The 18,244-nt window shown below is 32.4% G+C and carries 12 protein-coding genes; 6 read left to right on the top strand and 6 right to left on the bottom strand.

The window, feature by feature from the left end:
• Position 1 precedes the first annotated feature (1 nt).
• The 4 genes from ACQ654_RS04055 to ACQ654_RS04070 form a co-directional block, all read right to left on the bottom strand.
• Positions 2-907 (bottom strand): DUF6607 family protein, encoded by a 906-nt coding sequence (locus tag ACQ654_RS04055; protein ID WP_430409034.1) that lies wholly within the window; start codon positions 905-907, stop codon positions 2-4.
• Positions 908-1,015: 108 nt separating this feature from the next.
• Positions 1,016-1,645 (bottom strand): HmuY family protein, encoded by a 630-nt coding sequence (locus tag ACQ654_RS04060; RefSeq protein ID WP_430409035.1) that lies wholly within the window; start codon positions 1,643-1,645, stop codon positions 1,016-1,018.
• Positions 1,646-1,663: 18 nt separating this feature from the next.
• Positions 1,664-3,751 (bottom strand): TonB-dependent receptor plug domain-containing protein, encoded by a 2,088-nt coding sequence (locus ACQ654_RS04065; RefSeq protein WP_430409036.1) that lies wholly within the window; start codon positions 3,749-3,751, stop codon positions 1,664-1,666.
• 679 nt (positions 3,752-4,430) lie between these two features.
• On the bottom strand, positions 4,431-7,079 hold the full coding sequence (locus ACQ654_RS04070; protein WP_430409037.1) for a T9SS type B sorting domain-containing protein: 2,649 nt from the start codon (positions 7,077-7,079) through the stop codon (positions 4,431-4,433).
• Between the two features lie 97 nt (positions 7,080-7,176).
• Here ACQ654_RS04070 and ACQ654_RS04075 point away from each other — a divergent pair, with 97 nt between their 5' ends.
• The 6 genes from ACQ654_RS04075 to ACQ654_RS04100 all read left to right on the top strand — a co-directional run bounded on the left by ACQ654_RS04075 (position 7,177) and on the right by ACQ654_RS04100 (position 16,061).
• Positions 7,177-8,901 (top strand): phospho-sugar mutase, encoded by a 1,725-nt coding sequence (locus ACQ654_RS04075; protein WP_430409038.1) that lies wholly within the window; start codon positions 7,177-7,179, stop codon positions 8,899-8,901.
• Positions 8,901-10,718 carry an ABC transporter ATP-binding protein gene (locus ACQ654_RS04080; RefSeq protein WP_430409039.1) on the top strand — a complete coding sequence of 606 codons (1,818 nt, stop codon included), beginning with the start codon at positions 8,901-8,903 and terminating at the stop codon, positions 10,716-10,718. Before ACQ654_RS04075 ends, ACQ654_RS04080 begins: the two co-directional genes overlap by 1 nt.
• Before the next feature lie 153 nt (positions 10,719-10,871).
• Complete coding sequence (locus ACQ654_RS04085; RefSeq protein WP_430409040.1) at positions 10,872-11,420, top strand: RNA polymerase sigma factor; 549 nt, start codon at positions 10,872-10,874, stop codon at positions 11,418-11,420.
• Between the two features lie 30 nt (positions 11,421-11,450).
• Entirely contained in the window at positions 11,451-11,984 is a 534-nt protein-coding gene (locus ACQ654_RS04090; RefSeq protein WP_430409041.1) for a hypothetical protein, read from the top strand.
• A 4-nt stretch (positions 11,985-11,988) separates the two neighbouring features.
• Positions 11,989-12,444 (top strand): sensor of ECF-type sigma factor, encoded by a 456-nt coding sequence (locus tag ACQ654_RS04095; RefSeq protein WP_430409042.1) that lies wholly within the window; start codon positions 11,989-11,991, stop codon positions 12,442-12,444.
• A 287-nt stretch (positions 12,445-12,731) separates the two neighbouring features.
• On the top strand, positions 12,732-16,061 hold the full coding sequence (locus ACQ654_RS04100; RefSeq protein ID WP_430409043.1) for a hypothetical protein: 3,330 nt from the start codon (positions 12,732-12,734) through the stop codon (positions 16,059-16,061).
• Positions 16,062-16,064: 3 nt separating this feature from the next.
• Here ACQ654_RS04100 and ACQ654_RS04105 read toward each other — a convergent pair whose 3' ends face one another.
• Entirely contained in the window at positions 16,065-17,126 is a 1,062-nt protein-coding gene (locus ACQ654_RS04105) for an oxidoreductase (protein ID WP_430409044.1), read from the bottom strand.
• A 2-nt stretch (positions 17,127-17,128) separates the two neighbouring features.
• Entirely contained in the window at positions 17,129-18,145 is a 1,017-nt protein-coding gene (locus ACQ654_RS04110; protein ID WP_430409045.1) for a hypothetical protein, read from the bottom strand.
• Positions 18,146-18,244: the final 99 nt, after the last annotated feature.

Raw genomic sequence — 18,244 nt, forward strand, 5'->3', positions numbered from 1 at the left:
TTTATTTTTTTACAAAAGATTCAATGATTTCATTAATTTCTTCTTCTTCAGTCATTTCATCAGTAAATAAATACTTATACAACACTTTGTTATCTACTTTTGCTTCAAGTGATAAATCTGTATGTCTTCCGTATACTTCTGACCATTTTTCACGAACATTTGCCCATTTTTCTTGATGTTTTTGCCACCAATCTGAAGCGCCTTTACAACGACTATTCGCTACTTTTTTATATACATTATAACCTTTTTCACTAGCAATAATGATATCTTCTTTTCCAGTTTCACGAACTACTTTTAAGTTATCTTGATCGTGAATCCAACCAAAATTTGTAATTTCATGTCGATTACCACGAACCGTCACATTGTAGTCGCTTCGCTTTGTATATTCACGTCTTGGAAGTGGTGCATCAGTAGTATTTTCCCAATAGCTTTTCCCATCAACATGAACCCAAGTTCCTGAACCTTCATAACGTGGACTATCATCAACTTGATATACTTTTTGTGTCCATTGGTTTTTTATGGTTGCTCTTGGTTTTTCTACAAATAACCAATTATTATCACCATTGTACATGTAGAAATCTGTATTTTCAAATAACCAATCTTGACGCCAATGCTTTACAATGTAAGGTTTTCCAGGACTTCCAACTTGTAGTAAGTGTTGAATTGAAATTTTATTTTTTTCATCCACAACAAGTTGCGCCCACTCTAAGCCTTTGTCTGTTTTTGTTTTTGATGGTTTGTATAGAGAATCATTACTGTATTGAAATGTTTCAGCAAAATTGAACGTTACTTCAAAACAACCACACATTTCTTTAATAGCATTTCGGTCTTTCTTCTTTTTACTTTGCGCTTGTATGATGTTTATATTCAATATACTTAAAACGAATAGTGTTACGATTTTTTTCATCTGTTTATAATTTTTTGATTCTTGAATGTTCATAAATCAGAATACATTCAAGAACTCACATGAGTTTTTTAAATTTCCTTGGATTGATTTGAATGTGCATGTACTTCACTAGAAACTAGTAACATTATCATTTGGTTGATATACATAGCTAAATGTGAAATAACGACTTGCATCTGCAAACGCATCAGGATTGTCAGGTGCGTTTTCATAATAGCTCAATATTTCAACTTTAGCATATTTTCCATCGTGCGTTCTGATAACTAATATTTTTCCAGGAATTGGATTGATTAAAAATGTTGGCGCTCCTGCATAATTGTACCAACCATTTCCGCTTCCACTAGGAATTGCATAGCTTGAAGAACTGTCTTGTAGCAAGTTTTCAGTTTGTACTTCCGTTATGGAACTCATAGTTCCGTCAGCGATATACACAGCACCGTTTCCTGTACGCTCAGGTTCGTCAGTTGTTCCAAGTGAAGTTCCTCCGTTAATAATAATTGAAGTTCCTCTAAAAGCAATATCCCATTCCGTATTACTGGTGGTTGCTTCTCCTGTAGCAAAGTTAAATTTGGCAAAAGTACCCGAAACAGGTTGCCCTTGTCCTCCAGTTTGTGGCGCATGTAAATTGCTTACCGTTTCAGAGTTTACAGCTAATAATTCAGGTGTAGCGTCATCGTCATTACTACACGATAAAAATCCTATACATAGGAAGGTAACGATTAAAAGATTGATTGTTTTCATGATATATAAATTGTATAATTAAAATTCAATAGTTAGATTTCCGTAGATAATACGACCTGCAATGTTGCTGATGTTTTGCGGATCGGTAAAGTCAAATAGATTGTCAATACCGAAACCGAATGTGTATTTATCGTATATCGTTTTATTCATAGCTAAATCCCAAATAGCATAACCGTTAACAAAGTCATCGTAGTTGTCCAGATAACCATTTCCGTTGGAGTCGGCAATTCCGTATTTACTGCGATACACAGTTCTTATGTTTGCATTAGCATTCCATGTAGGAATATTGTAGAATATTTTCCCGTTTGCCATGTGTCTTGAACGATTGAACAATCCGAAATAATCCGAGGTTTTTAGTTGAAACGAAGGTGAACTTGGACTTTCGCGTGCAAATACTTGTCCATTGTCAAAAGCTGCTACTGCGGCTTTATCTTTTGCAAATAATAATTGATAACCAGCTGAGAGTTTTACATTTTTAATGATTTTCCATGTGGAAGAAAATTCCAAACCTTGTGTATATACTTCGTTTACATTGGTATAACTAAATACATTTTGCCCGTTGGTTTTGTTGGCTATGATTCTTGTATCAATTAAATCATCAATGGTATTTCTAAATATATTTAATTGTAGTGAAGTTTTTGAAGTCGGTTTGTAATCAAAACCTATATTGATAGCTAACGAACTTTCAGGTCTTAGTTCATCGGAAAACGCACTTACGGGAACAATTTGATTGGCAATTTGTCCTTCCGCTTCTAACTGTGCAATGGCGTCAGCTACAGCATCATATCCTAAAACTGTATACCCTACAGTAGCATTGGTAAAATTGAAATATAGTTGTCTAAAATCTGGAGCTTTAAAACCATAACCTGCCGAACCTTTTACAGCAATTTTGGAGTTTACCTCATAGCGAAGTGCTAATTTTGGACTAAACTGAGAAGCGTATACATTATGATTGTCAAACCGTGCACCGACGATTATATTTAGCTTTTTTAGCGGATTTCCATCGTATTGTGCGTACACATAAGGAGATTTGAATTTGGGTGTTCCACTAAAAAATGTGCGATCAAGTGTTTCATATGTATACCCAATTCCACCAATGTATGATGCCTTTTCAGAAGCTTTATAAATAGTTCTTACTTCTGGTCGAATCATGGTTTGATCGAAAGAAGCTTCACTAAAGTTTAAGTTATCTGAAAGATCATCTAAAAACTCAGAAGCATAATAGTTTGTTGTATAAAATTCTAAGGTACTTTGCCATTTTGAATTGAACTTATGATTCAATTTTGTGTGAATATTCCATTCGTTAACGCTACTTTCACCTTGCAAGGTTTCAGAAGCAATATTTTCTTGCTGTTGGGTAAATATTCTACCTGAGAAAAGTATATCGGTATTTTCAGAGAATTTGTAGGTAGCTTTTGATGAAATCGTATAGTTTTCAAACGGTTCAACTGTATTGGAAAAAGTATTGTTGTTTAAATCAAAACCTTCACTACTGTATCGGTTTACAAAACCTGAAATACTAAATTTATCATTCTTATAACCAATGTTAGCTCGTGTATCGTAAGTTTCAAAGGAAGAAGTCCGTTGTTGTACACTTCCGTTTACGCCATATTTAGGCGTTTCAGTAATAATATTAATTACGCCGCCAAGTGCTTCGTTTCCATATAGTGAAGAAGAAGCACCTTTAATAATTTCAATTTGTTTGATGTTTCCAACTGTAATTCTATCTAAATCCAATGTTCCTGCTGAACGACCAATTAACGGAACGCCATCTACCATAATAAGTGTGTATGCAGCATCCAAACCTTGCATCTGAATGCCTTCTCCTCCACCAAAACCTGGTACAGTAATTAAACCACTTTGTTCATTTAAAATATCACTCAAACGTACTGCATTGATAATTTTTAAGTCTTTTTTAGAAACAATAGTAGCAGGTAATGGTAATGAAGATAACTGTCGCTTAGTTCGTGTAGCAGTGATAACAACATTGTCTAAAGTTTCTGTTTTAAGAGAATCTTTCTCAACGGTATTTGATTCCTGAGCAGTTACCATTCCTGTTAAAAACACTAAAATATAGCACCAATTATTATTTTTACTTAGACTCATTATAAATAATTTGAATGCAAATATATATATTATTCTTATTCATTCTAAATAAAAATAATGTTTTTTATGATCAGAAATTCGAGACTTAGTGTTTATAATTTAGAAGACACCATACCTATTTAAAAATTGAAATTTTTTATAGAGATACACAGGTTTCGTTACATTAAAAAATCATTCAATTCATAGATGATTTTTCTGTAACATCAGTTAAACTTTAGAAAAATCAACACCTTGAATGTTGGAATTTTACATTGATTCTGAAAGTGTATGATGCAGTTTTGATATAACACAATTGTACTGAACCATCTTAATTGTAGCTGATTTACCTTGTAGGCGGCATACAATCTACAGTTTGTAAGTATTTGTTAAGTATACTATAATTGCTGGTTGAAAATAACTTTAAGACGTTTTGTGAATAAACATTCCGAATATTTTTGAAGTATTTGTAATAAGGCTCTATTTTATTTGCTTACCAAATACTCCCATTAGCTGAATTAATTTGGAAATTAATCACATAAGCCACTACAATACCAATCAAAACTAATGATGGCTCGAAGATTTTTAGCTATTCTAAATTGAAGAAATAATGTACTGATACAAATGTTCCTGTAATTACTAAAAACAAAATAGACTCATGACGAGTCCAATGTGCTCAATCCTTTATTTTGAAAAGTTAATTTTAACGCTTGAGCGTTACGTTTCCTGTGATGGTTCTTCCGTTTTCTAGAGTGAGTTTATACCAATAATCGCCAGCTGGCAAAGGACTTCCTCTATAAGTTCCATCCCATTCTCTATCGGCTTTTATGTAATCTAGGTTTTTACCATATCTATCATACAATTCAATAATAGCGTTTGGATAAAATTCTTTGCCTATTAATGACCAAGTATCATTTATGTTATCTCCGTTTGGTGTAAAGAATTTTGGAAACCCGCCAACTAAGACTACTCCAGAAGTTGAATCGCAATTTTCGCGTTTTACTACAATATCATACACACCTGGAAATAAATTAGTAAATTCATTAGATTCATAAAATGTTGCGCCTCCATTAATAGAATACAAAACTTCCTGTGCACTTGCTCCTACAAGATTAATTTTGATAGAATTCCTATCTTGAAAATCAGATACTTCTATGTTATCAATTTCTATTGGTGATACTTCCGTAACTACAAAAGCAACTTCTGTTTCACAACCAGCTCCATTTGTAACGACCACATAATAGGTTCCCGTTTCTGTAACAGAAATCATTGGTGTAGTTTCATTGGTAGACCAAGTATATCCTGCAAAATTTTCTTCCAATTCGAGTAGTACCGCTGCTCCGTCTCCACCACATAAAAATACTTCTTGATCGTCTACTTGTGGTTGTGCTATCACATTTATAGAAACATTTCCTATCGCAGAACAATCCTCAGCTCCGTAAGAAACTCTAAAGAACAGTTGCTCAATTGATGTGTTAATTTGTACTGTATCAGATAATTGATTTTGTGCTAACAGCGCATCATTATCAGATAGATAAATTGCAATACTAGCTCCAAGAAAATCTTCAGAAAGTTCGGCTACTATTTGAGATATCGCAATTCCATTGGTATCTAATTCACAAACATCAATGCTTGTATATTGATCAAGATATCCGCCTACAGTGGCTTTTAATCTTACAGTTCTGATCGTAAAACATGCTGGATTATCAAAAACTCTTGCATAAATAATTTGTTCATTTACCGAATTCGTATAAAAAGGACCGTTAATTATATGTTGGTTTAATTCTGCATCATTTAAATTCTCATAAAATGATACTTGAACATCAGGAGATGTAGTGTTGGCACGAATAAAATTTGTGGCTACTTCCAAGTTAAATATCGTAATTCCATCGTTCGGATTACTATCAACATCACATTGTTGTATAGTATATTGTACATTCAACACTTCAGGAACTTCATCAATGACAACAACTTCATTGAAAGTTCTATTAGGTTCATTTGTAAAAGCAACCTCAGCGGTAACAATATACACACCAGTATTTGTAAACACATGAGAAGGAGATATTTGTGTAGAAGTATTGTTTGCACCTGAAGCTGGATCGTCAAAATTCCAATTTATAGAGACAATATCGGTCGTATCATCTACAGTAAAAGTTGTTGTATCTCCAAAACATTGATTCTCAATCGTGGCAATACTTTCAAAATATGATTGTACATAAGATGGCAAGCCAAAACGTGCAAAATTAGTTCCTAAATTTACACTATTGAATTGAAAATTACAGTCAGGACCTGATAAATTTGGCGAATTTATAGATGATAATGTTGAACCAGGTAATGAGTGATAAATTCTCTTATTAAATCCAATTTGTAAGCTTCCGCCCAAAGATGGAGCTACTTGACTTTGTTCATAATTGTATACAACATATCGTGTATTACTAACACTAACGGCATCAACATCAAACTGTTGCAATTGTATATTTGAAATTGAATTATCTGTGCTAAGTAATTTTCCAGAAGCATATAATTTTGAAGAATTTGAAGAAAACTCAACGCCATAGTATGTAAGACTCTCTCCTAAAAAATCTGAATTCTGTACAACACCTGTTTCTTTATTAAAATCATATAAATATAGATATCCTTTTTGCTCAGGAAAAAAGAACGCATGTGCAATTGCTAGTTTTTCACCATTGGGAGATATTTTCATATTTCCTCTCGTATTTCGATAACTCGAAACAGTAAAAGAAGTTTGTGAAATGACTGGAACAGTATCTACACCAGCACCTGTTACTTTAAATGCGTAAAATGAATTTTCATAATGCGTAACAACCCAAAAATTTCCGTCAGTACTTAATGCAGAACTTACTTTCTCAGATGTATTTGGCATTAAATTTACATTTTTATCCGTGACTGCTCCCATTCCGCCATCAAGCGTCATATCTACTATCGTATAATTAAATCCGTTACTTGTATTTGTTACTGGATCGTAAGCATCTACAACATCTGTTGTAAAAATATAATAAATAGTAGGATTGCCAGGACTTGGCACAATAATGGATGATTGCGTACTCGAAAAGCTTCCTATTAGATCAGTTCCATTAGACATAATTTCATGCAAACGATTCCACACGGTTACTCCATCTGTATAGAATAGTAAGGAACCATTCTCATCTGAAATCGTTGAACAACCTTCAAGTGTATTTACTTGACTATTACCTAACAATGTTGGGGTTCCACTGTTAAAATCTAATCCAGCATTTATACCAAAAAACCAGTTAGCGGTTTCTCGTTGTGCGTTAATTATAGAACAGAAAAAAAGTAATATGCAAAAGAGTTTTAGAGTTTTTTCTTTCATATTATTCATAGCAATTCAATAAAGTTATCCAAAATATCCTTCCTAGCAAAATAGAAACCAAATGAATTCATTATTTTTGTATCTAAATTTTCTTTTAATGACAAAGATTGACGCAAAAATTCTGGAAAAAGCAACAGCTTGGTTGAACCCAAATTTTGATTCGGACACAATTGCAAAAGTGCAACAACTTATTGATACAGACCCAAAAGAACTTACTGAAAGTTTTTACACAGATTTAGCTTTCGGAACAGGCGGAATGCGTGGTGTTATGGGACCTGGAACCAATAGAATTAATAAATATACACTTGGGAAAAATACACAAGGATTAAGTAATTACCTTAAAAAAGTGTATCCAAATGAACCTTTAAAAGTTGCTATTGCATACGATTGTAGACACAATAGTAAGTCGTTAGCACAAACGGTTGCAAATGTATTTTCTGCAAATAATATTGAAGTATTTTTATTTTCAGATTTACGTCCGACACCAGAATTGTCATTTGCTGTAAAGTATCTAAATTGTCATTGTGGAATTGTCTTAACAGCTTCGCACAATCCGCCAGAATATAACGGTTATAAGGTATATTGGACAGATGGTGGACAAATTGTACCGCCAGAAGATGAAGAAATCATAAATGAAATCAATGTATTAGATTTTTCTGAAATCAAGTTTGAAGCAAAAAATGAGTTGATCAAATTGATAGACACGGAAATTGATGAAGCTTTTGTAAAAGCAAGTGTTGCAAATGCAGATTTTAAAGCGCCAAAAAAAGATGATGTAAACATTGTGTTTACATCTTTACACGGAACTTCTATCACTATGATTCCTCCTGTTTTGCGTGAAGCAGGATACAACAATATATACATCGTAGCTGAACAAGCTACACCAGATGGCGATTTTCCAACAGTAAAATCACCAAATCCAGAAGAACCAGAAGCCCTAGAAATGGCTTTGAAACTAGCAAATATTACAAACGCTGATATCGTTATCGGAACTGATCCTGATAGTGATCGTTTGGGAGTTGCAGTTCGTGATTTAGATGGAAATATGATTCTGTTAAACGGAAATCAAACCATGGTTGTCATGACCGATTTCTTATTGCAACAATGGAAAAACAACGGTAAAATTAACGGGAAACAATTTATTGGATCTACAATTGTATCAACTCCAATGATGGTTGATTTGGCAACTGCGTATAATGTTGAGTGCAAAATTGGCTTAACAGGTTTTAAATGGATTGCAAAAATGATCAAAGATTTTCCAGAACTTGAATTTATTGGCGGTGGCGAAGAAAGTTTCGGTTTTATGACAGGAGATTTTGTACGTGACAAAGATGCCGTTACAGCCGCATTATTAGCTTGCGAAATTGCTACACAGGCAAAAGCCAATGGAAGTTCTTTTTATGAAACTTTAATTGACATGTACGTTGCACACGGTTTCTATAAAGAAAAATTGATTTCTATGGTTAAAAAAGGAATGGATGGCGCGGCAGAAATAAAGCAAATGATGATTGATTTACGCGAAAATCCAGTAACAACTATTGACGGTTCAAAAGTGGTTCGCATTGAAGATTACCAAACTTCTACAGCAATTGACATGACAACTACTGACACAACGCCTATATTAGTGCCAAAATCAAATGTATTAATCTATTACACAGAAGATGGTACTAAAATTGCGGCACGTCCTAGCGGTACAGAACCGAAAATAAAATTCTACTTTAGTGTAAAGTTGCCATTAGCAAACAAAGCTGATTACGCAGATGTAGAAAAACAACTCGATGCAAAAATTGAACGCATCGTACAAGAAATGAAACTCAACTAATGAATTATATTAAAAAAATATTGCGTTTTGCAATACCTTATAAAAAATACGCATACTTAAATATTTTCTTCAATATACTTTATGCATTGTTTAGTACGTTAGGAATGGTAGCATTAATTCCAATGCTTACCGTACTTTTTGATGAAGGAGAAAAATTGACTAAAAAACCAATTTTCAACGGTAACATTAAAGAATATTCAGAAAATTATTTGAATTATTTTATCACTACTACTTCAGAGAGTGAAGGACAAATTAATACATTGATGTACATGATTATTCTGATCATTGTATTATTCTTTTTTAGAAATATATTCTCTTATTTAGCCATGTATTTTATTACTTTTTTACGAAATGGAATCTTGAAAGATGTTCGAAATGAATTGTATGATAAAATTACAGCATTGCCTATTTCTTTTTATTCAGAGAAACGTAAAGGCGATGTAATTGCTAGAACTTCAGCAGATGTTGGTGAAATTCAAAACTCGTTCTTATCTGTTTTAGAGCTTATTGTGAAAGAACCTTTAACTATTCTGTTTACAATTGGTGCGATGTTTTTTATTAGTTCAAAATTGACACTTTTCGTATTTATCTTTATTCCAATTTCTGGTTTTATTATTTCTTCAGTTGGAAAAAAATTAAAAAAACACTCTGAAAATACACAAAAAGAACAAGGAATCTTTTTATCTCATTTAGAAGAAACTTTAGGAGGATTACGTGTAATTAAAGGGTTTAATGGAGAATCTTATTTTGGAGATCGTTTTAAAGAATCTACGTATCGCTTTTTCAGTTTTTCTAATAAATTATTAAATCGTCAAAACTTAGCCTCTCCGACGAGTGAGTTTCTAGGAATTGTTATTATAGCTGTGTTACTTTGGTATGGCGGAAACATGGTATTGGTAGAAAAAACTTTAAAAGCAAGTGCTTTTATAGCCTACATAGGATTATCATGGCAAATTTTAACACCTGCAAAAGCAATCTCAAAAGCTTCATATGGTGTTAAAAGAGGAAATGCTGCTGCTGACCGTGTATTAGAGATTTTAGAAACCGAAAGCCCTATTGCAGATGCGCCAAATGCTAAAACAAAAGAAGATTTTAATTCTGAAATAGCATTAAAAAACATTTCCTTTAAATATGATGATACATACGTACTTAAAGACTTTTCACTCAAAGTTCCGAAAGGAAAAACAGTTGCCTTAGTTGGACAATCGGGAAGTGGAAAAAGTACCATTGCAAACCTTGTAACACGTTTTTACGATGTAAATGAAGGCAGTATTGAAGTTGATGGAGAAAATATCAAAACCTTTACAAAGGCTTCTCTACGTGGTTTGATGGGATTGGTAACACAAGATTCTATCTTATTTAATGAAAGTATTCGTAATAATGTAAAACTTGGAAAACAAGACGCTACTGACGAAGAAATTATTGAAGCCTTGAAAATTGCCAATGCATGGGAATTTGTCAAAGACTTACCCGAAGTTTTAGATCATAATGTAGGAGATTCTGGTGGAAAATTATCTGGCGGACAAAAACAACGTTTGAGTATTGCAAGAGCCGTATTAAAGAATCCGCCAATCATGATTTTAGATGAAGCTACTTCTGCCCTAGATACCGAAAGTGAACGTTTAGTGCAAGTTGCCTTAGAAAATATGATGAAAAACAGAACTTCTATTGTCATTGCACACAGATTATCTACCATTCAAAAAGCAGATGTAATTGTGGTTATGCAAAAAGGTGAAATTGTTGAACAAGGAACACACGAAGAATTAATTAGCAATAACAGCATGTATTCTAAGTTGGTTCAAATGCAGACGATTTAAAAAAACTTACATACAACTAATTGTCATTCCTGCGTAGGCAGGAATCCATTGAAGTATAAATCTGTGAATTTCTATCTTCATAAGAATCATATTTTTTATCTTTAGATTAAACCTTTACTTCATTACAAAGTCAAAGAACAAAATACAAATACATTGAACGTCGTAGAAACAACGCTAATAGATGATTTAAAGAACCCGAAAACGCAACAAAAAGCGTTTCGTGTACTTGTGTCTACGTACAAGGAGCGTTTGTATTGGCATATTCGTAAAATGGTAACACATCATGAAGATGCTGACGATGTGCTTCAAAATACATTTATTAAAGTATTTCGAAGTATTGACAAATTTAAAGGCGACAGTAAATTGTATTCATGGATGTACAGAATTGCTACGAATGAATCGATTACATTCATCAATCAACGATCAAAAAAAGCAGGTATTTCTTCGGAAGAATTGCAAGAGCATTTGGTCAATAATTTACAAGCCGATGTATATTTTGAAGGTGATGAAATTCAATTAAAATTGCAAAAAGCAATTGCAACTTTGCCACAAAAGCAACAATTGGTATTTAATATGAAGTATTTTGATGATATTACATATAATGACATGAGTGACGTTTTAGACACTTCAGTTGGTGCTTTGAAAGCTTCGTATCATCACGCAGTAAAAAAGATAGAAAAAATTTTAACAACAGAACATTAAACCTTTTAAACAATTTAGAGTCAAACCATTGTGAAAAAGAACGAATTACATAGCAAAAAATTAACAGAAGGATTTTCAACTCCGAAAGACTACTTTGAATCGTTTGAAGCACGTCTTTTTGAGAAAATTCAAGCGGAAGCTGTGATTCCTAAGGAAAACGGTTTCAAAGTGCCTGACACCTATTTTGATAGTTTGGAAGATAGTTTAACAGCCAAATTATTTTCTACTGAACAGGAAGAAATTAAAGTAATTCCACTATCAAACAGAAAAAGATATTTAAAATATATTAGTTATGCTACAGCCGCATGTATCGTGTTGCTTGGTGCTATCAATTTTTTCCAAAGTGATGTAAAACAAGGTTCTATTTTTGATGATGTTGCTAATAGTGAAATTAACACATTTATTGAAAATGATTTAATCGCTTTGAATAACTATGATGTTATCATGGCTTTTGAAGAAGAAAACATAGATGTCTCTACTATTTTTGAAGTAGAATTAAACGAAACAGAAACAATAGATTATTTAGGAAATACAGCAGATCCATATGATTTATTAATTGAATAATATTATGAGTAAAAAATTATATACTACATTCCTATTTTTGTGCTTTGGACTTTTAGTCGGATTTGCACAAAAAGGTGAACACGGAAAGCAAAATAAGGAGAAAATTCAGAAATTAAAGATTGCTTATTTTACTGAAAACTTAAACCTTACAGCAGCAGAAGCACAAAAATTTTGGCCAATTTACAATGCGTACGATGATAGAAATCACGATTTACGTGTAAAAGGATTTTCTAAAATTAAAAAAGAAGTGAAAGACATGGAAAAAATGTCGGAAGCTGAAGCGCAAGAAATCTTAACACGTTTGGAAGCTTTAGAAACGCAAGTATATGAAAACAATAGAGATTTGTTTCGAAAACTCAAAAAAGTACTTCCTGCAAAAAAGATTATACAACTCAAAAAAGCCGAGCGCGATTTTAATAGAAAGTTAATGAAAGAGTTTCGAAAAAAACGTCGCGGATAACAAATATCAATGTCCTAAAAAGCCTAGAGTAGTTTCTATTCTTATGCATTGATTAGAAAAGAGCATTTTTTTTATAGAAAATGCTCTTTTTGTTTTTAAACCTTTACTACATATTTCAGTCTAAAATATGTAATGTAACAACTAGTGATAGTTATTCATTTCATTATAATTTTTGGTGATTGGTGACAAGGAGCGTTCTACAAAACGCTCCTTTCTTATAAAATACTTACACATGAGTATTTTTATTATTGTGGAATAATCGTACTTTTCTGAAATAATTAAACTGAATGTCACGATTAAGAAATTTCAATCCTTACACATATAGTAAGCAACAAGGATATACAAAAAAACTCATCATCGTTTTTGTTATATTATCTACTTTGATGAAAATTGCTACAGGATTATTTTCATTAAAAGGCTGGATTCATGTTCCACAGTTTGATGAAGATATTGTGAAAGTCAAATGGTTCACAACTACTGTAAATGAAGCGCCTGAACAACTCTTCTATTTTTGGACCTATTTTATTATTGACTATTTTTGGTCGTTTTTGTTATTCTTTTTGTTGGGTTTATATGTGTATAACAAAGCAACTTTGCAAACTAAAAAAATTCGTTGGTTTTACTGGCCTTTTCTTATCATAAGTTGCATTACTTTTTTGTTAGATTGTACTGAAAACACATGGTATTTAGCCACAAAAGAATATCCTGAAACCATTGCTACACTCAAAATTGTCGGTTTTTCAATTTCAATTGTATATGTTGTTCTGGTTATTATGTATTATTCTTTAAAAGATAAACTTGCCATTTTGAGAGATTTTTTATTATCAGCATGGATTAGTCTTTTATTCCTCGTTATTATTGGACTTACGTTACCAAAAGCGCCACAAGTAAACTCTATTATTGTCGATTTATACTACCATCCAATTTGGTTTGTGGTTATACTTTTAGGTATCTATGCGCCTATTTACTGCATTACATTATCACATTATCCTGCATACTTTTTATTTTCGTATTCCAATAAACGCATTGGTAAAAAGAATTGGTACATGACCAAATCACTAGGTTTATTTGGAATTATTTGGTACAGTAGCGATAGTAAACGTGAGAAAATTGATAAAACGAAAAACTTTATTCATGAAAGTTGGCTTGGCTTTTTACGAAGAACGTTAGGTGTTTTTTTTTACGTTGCACTTTTTTATATGATTGCCTACACAACTGATACAAATTTTGATACTCCCATTAGTATTAGCGGTTCTTCCCTATTTTTATTAATCTTTTCACTTTGGTGGTTGTACGAATTGAAAAAGAAAAAAGACATTTGGTACGCTTATCACAAAGAAGATATACAAGTTATTGATTTTGATCATCCAAATTCATATTACACACGACAAGAAAAACCAAATTTACACAAAGAAATTACTACTTACCTTATCTTTTTAGTAGTGACTATTGTAGTACACGTAGTGTTGTTTATTTCATTATACATTTTTGCTCCGTACACCTATCTAACTGTATTGTTTAGCTTAATTTGTATCATTCTTCAAACCATAACGTATATGTATTACCGTACGTTTCGTTCTGTGTTTAAGTATGCGTTTTTCAATAAAAAAATTCCAGCAATTATTAATAGTTTCATCATTATGCGTGACAAAAGTTATAATGGAACTGATATTGAAAAGCAACAAAAGATTCTGGATAAGTTTGAAAAAAATGAACTTCAAAACAAGAATTCTTTATTTCAGCGTATTGCAAAAATTAGAATTGGAAGTCTTAGTCTTGGTTCATTGAGTAATAATATCATCTTTTTACAAATCATTGCCTATTTCGGATTCTTAAATGCTAGTTTTTTAGTCGTAATTAATATTTGGCCAACGTTGGCGTTAAAAATTAATGCAATCCTTATTTTACTTTCGTATTTCTTTCTTTTTTATGGAATGATTGTCATCATCTTAAAACACTTCATTTATTACAAATCGAAAGTAGAAGTGGTAAAAGAAAAAGAACAAAGTTTAGCATTAAAAATAGAAAAATTAGAAGCGAAGAAAGTAGATGAAATTCCAACAATAGAAGATGCTACAGAACGTGGAATTCGTTTTAAATTACTAACTGAAAAACTAAAAGAACTACAAACGGAACTCCTACATACAACAAGGGAAAAAGTAGTACCCGTTGCCAAACAACATCGTTTTTTATTTATATTATATGTTTCCGTTTTGACTATTGTGGTTTTAAATTTTTTAGCACGATTTAATGAAAGTAGTCGTAGTAATTTATTTGAATTAGAACCCGTTACAAAAAACGTTTCTGACACTAGTGTCAATTTTGAAACGTATGCAAAAAATTTACCCAAAACACGTTATTATATTGGTTGTTATGGTGGCGGAATGAAAGCAAATGCGTGGACAATGACCGTATTGAATGCATTGGATAAAAACAATACATTGTACGATAAAACTGCTTGTTTATCAGGCGCTTCAGGTGGAACTATTGGGTTGATAAACTATTCAGTAATTAAGCATGAAATTAATTCGAAAGAAAAGCGAGAAAAAGCAATTAAAGAAATTAGCACGGAGAATATTTTATCAATGGATTTAACGCATGTGTTCGGAAGAGATTGGCTAAACCATGTGTTGGTTCCTTTTAAAGATTTAAAGGGAAAAGACCGTTCTACAGGCGCTATGAAACGATATGCACGCTATTCAGATCCGAAATATTATGATACTAATAATAATTATGAATTTGATCAGAAAAAATTTGATACAATTTCATACAGACACTATTGGTCTGAAATGTATACGAAAAGTGGCAACCACTTTCCAATTTTAATTAGCAATACAACTGATATCAAAGGACGACAAGGAATGGCGGTTTCTATCAAAACACACGATAAAACTGTAAATGATATCTTGTATGCGGGCGCAAATGATATTTTAAAGATAAGTGATACGACTACGTTGAGTTTTTATAATGCCGTTTCTACAACCAATAGATTTCCATTGATCAGTCCGGCGGCATCTATTGCAGGAAAAGGACAGTATAATGATGGCGGAATTTATGAAAATTCAGGGTTGTTATCTGCTTATAAATTGTATGAAGCTGTAGATCAAGTAGATTCTACCGCAAAAGAGAAAACCTCAATCTTTATTAATATTATAAATGACAAAGCCGCGTATGTAAAATCGTGTTTAGATTCCATTATGATGAATTGTAAAGGAACTAAAATTAATGTTTCTAATGAACTTTCTGCTATTTTAAATTCCGTAGCGGCAACGGAAATGTTACCGGGTTATGTGAAAGATAAATTAACACTTTTGGATACGTTAGAAAAAGAGAAAGTGACTTTTACAAGCATTTATTTACCACATCGTTTTTATTTTGATGATGTAAAAGCCATTTATGGAGACGACATAAAAACTCTTACTTGTGTTGATAAAATTTATAAAATTATTAAGGCTAATAATGACGAAATTCGCGACTTAACTAGAAAGCAAAAAAGTGAAACCAATGCAATTATTGAACCCGAAATGAGTCGTGTAATGGCAATTCCGGCATTTGAGTTTATGCAATCTATGTTGGGACATAGTCGCATTGAAAAAACGATAAAAGAGTTGCAGTAATTTTTATTTAAACGTTAACCGAGCAATACGATTTTTCCCTGCGGCATACGCAATCGAATCGTTTACAAAACGAATGGTATAAAATCCTTCGTCAGATAAATGTGTCCAAGTAGTTCCTGCATCTTGGGAATAGTCAATTCCTTTGAAACCAATAGCAATCAATTCTTTGGCATCACTGTTTGGTACATATTGCACACAACTCCTGTAACCTGGACCGCTATTTTGAGCAACAAGTTTCCACGTTTTCCCACCATCCGAAGTTCTGATTTTGTTAGCTTCATTTACAGCTGCTTTGGTATAATCGCCACCAATAGCAAAACCATTTTTTGCATCGTAAAAAGCCAATGAATAGATTCCTGTCGTTTCCAATCCTTGCACTATAGGCGTTTCATACGATGTCCACGTATTTCCTTTATCTCCCGAATATAGTATTCTACTCGTTTTTCCGCCTGTTGCAACCCACGTTTCGTTTCCTTTGGTCACAATGTTTGTATTACTTGCGGCAAAAGCGGCTTCTCCATCGTTTACTTTTGGTAAGTTTTCGCACGCAATTTTATTCCATGTGTTTCCACCATCACGTGTAATAATCATACTCATGCAATCGTCTGTTGAGTCGCCAATAGCAATTCCTTCTCTGGTATTCCAAAAAGCCATTGCATCATAAAATACTTTTTCATGCGCTTCTTTGTAGACTAATAAAACGTTTCCTTTGGATGAAATTTTATATAATAACGCTGGATTTACAATAGAGATTCCGAATGTATTTCCGTTTACATACGCTGTCGCTCTGAAACTCACATTTAAAGAATCGGGCACTTTCCCTTTTAGCAACGCTGTATGTGTGTTCTTTTTTGCATCATAATGACCAATCGTTGTTTTGTTTCCTCCATAAATTAAATCATCATTAGGTGTTACTGCAATTGCTCTTATACTTATAGAATCGTCAAAAATTGGATTCACAGTGACGGAAGTTATTGCTTTTCTAGGTGGTTTTACTTCTTCCGCTTGTTTCTTCCCACAGGAAAAACAAAGAATTGATATTAGTATTAGAATAGTAAGACGCATGTTTATGTTTTTTTAGGTTTGAATATAGAAGCTCCAATTGATTTTATAGAAATTACATTTAATGGAAATTCCAGAAATACATGTAATAAGCTTAAGAATAAAAGTAGTGTTAAACCAACTCGATAATCATAGAAATATAACGCAACGGAAACGATCCATACTAGTAGAATAAATAACGAACGTTTTTGTGATAGCTTTTTGTGCCAACCAATTACTGTTGTTTTTGAAAACCAGTTTAGATAATGATAGGTGTACGCAAATGCTATGAATATTTGAATTTTTACATCTATAATATTTGACAATGAAAAGCTTTTTCCGTCTGAGAAACCAAAGAGTTTAGAAATGTTCATATTCAATATATGAAAGCTATTTTGGTTGTATATAGCAACCGTTTTTTTTCCAATTGAAAAACCATGTAACGAAAAGTTGACAAATGCAATGATAAAAGGAATTGCAAGTAGTAAAATAACATTGAAGTATCCTAATTTGGATTTTGATTTTAGGTTTCCATACCACATAAATAATAATGTGAATAGATATACGTGAATAACTGTTGGCAACAAGATTCCAATAATAACATGGTATAATGTGTAAAAGTGTAATAGCACCGCTAACGCAATTCCTAACGCAATTATTAAGTATTGATGTGTTTTCTTTTTAAATGCTACAAATGCTATGGCACACGCTATGGCTATAGAGAAGCATGCGTTTAAATATGTTGGCAGGTAAAAAGAAATTTGCTTTATTATGGTACGATTTTGAAGTGCTTCAAAAATTGGCAATTGAAGTAGCAATGGAATTGATAGTAATAGTGAAAAGGTAATCGTAAGCCAAATCCAAAGTTTATTGTTTGCAACAAAATATTCTTTTTCTCGAATCCAATTGATTTCTGTAAAGTAATGTAATGGCCCTAATACTGCGTATGCAAAGAGAAAAAGCTCAAATGGCAACCAATAGGCTACTATAAGAGCGATGATGATTAATCCTGTATTTAAAAGATCGACATTAAAGATTTTCATAGTGTTTAAAAAATAAAAGACATGAACCTTTACTATTGTGGCGACTATCTTTATAGAATCTATTTAAAATGGCTCAAGTTTAAGATTTTAATTTTCAGC

This window comes from Kordia sp., from assembly GCF_965283645.1.
Taxonomy (GTDB): Bacteria; Bacteroidota; Bacteroidia; order Flavobacteriales; family Flavobacteriaceae; genus Kordia.

What these genes read in the sequence shown, in the direction of transcription:
- ACQ654_RS04070 (WP_430409037.1), bottom strand. Translation starts at nt 7,079, where the DNA reads ATGAAAGAAAAAACTCTAAAACTCTTTTGCATATTACTTTTTTTCTGT.
- ACQ654_RS04075 (WP_430409038.1), top strand. Translation starts at nt 7,177, where the DNA reads ATGACAAAGATTGACGCAAAAATTCTGGAAAAAGCAACAGCTTGGTTG.
- ACQ654_RS04055 (WP_430409034.1), bottom strand. Translation starts at nt 907, where the DNA reads ATGAAAAAAATCGTAACACTATTCGTTTTAAGTATATTGAATATAAAC.
- ACQ654_RS04100 (WP_430409043.1), top strand. Translation starts at nt 12,732, where the DNA reads ATGTCACGATTAAGAAATTTCAATCCTTACACATATAGTAAGCAACAA.
- ACQ654_RS04080 (WP_430409039.1), top strand. Translation starts at nt 8,901, where the DNA reads ATGAATTATATTAAAAAAATATTGCGTTTTGCAATACCTTATAAAAAA.
- ACQ654_RS04105 (WP_430409044.1), bottom strand. Translation starts at nt 17,126, where the DNA reads ATGCGTCTTACTATTCTAATACTAATATCAATTCTTTGTTTTTCCTGT.
- ACQ654_RS04095 (WP_430409042.1), top strand. Translation starts at nt 11,989, where the DNA reads ATGAGTAAAAAATTATATACTACATTCCTATTTTTGTGCTTTGGACTT.
- ACQ654_RS04065 (WP_430409036.1), bottom strand. Translation starts at nt 3,751, where the DNA reads ATGAGTCTAAGTAAAAATAATAATTGGTGCTATATTTTAGTGTTTTTA.
- ACQ654_RS04110 (WP_430409045.1), bottom strand. Translation starts at nt 18,145, where the DNA reads ATGAAAATCTTTAATGTCGATCTTTTAAATACAGGATTAATCATCATC.
- ACQ654_RS04060 (WP_430409035.1), bottom strand. Translation starts at nt 1,645, where the DNA reads ATGAAAACAATCAATCTTTTAATCGTTACCTTCCTATGTATAGGATTT.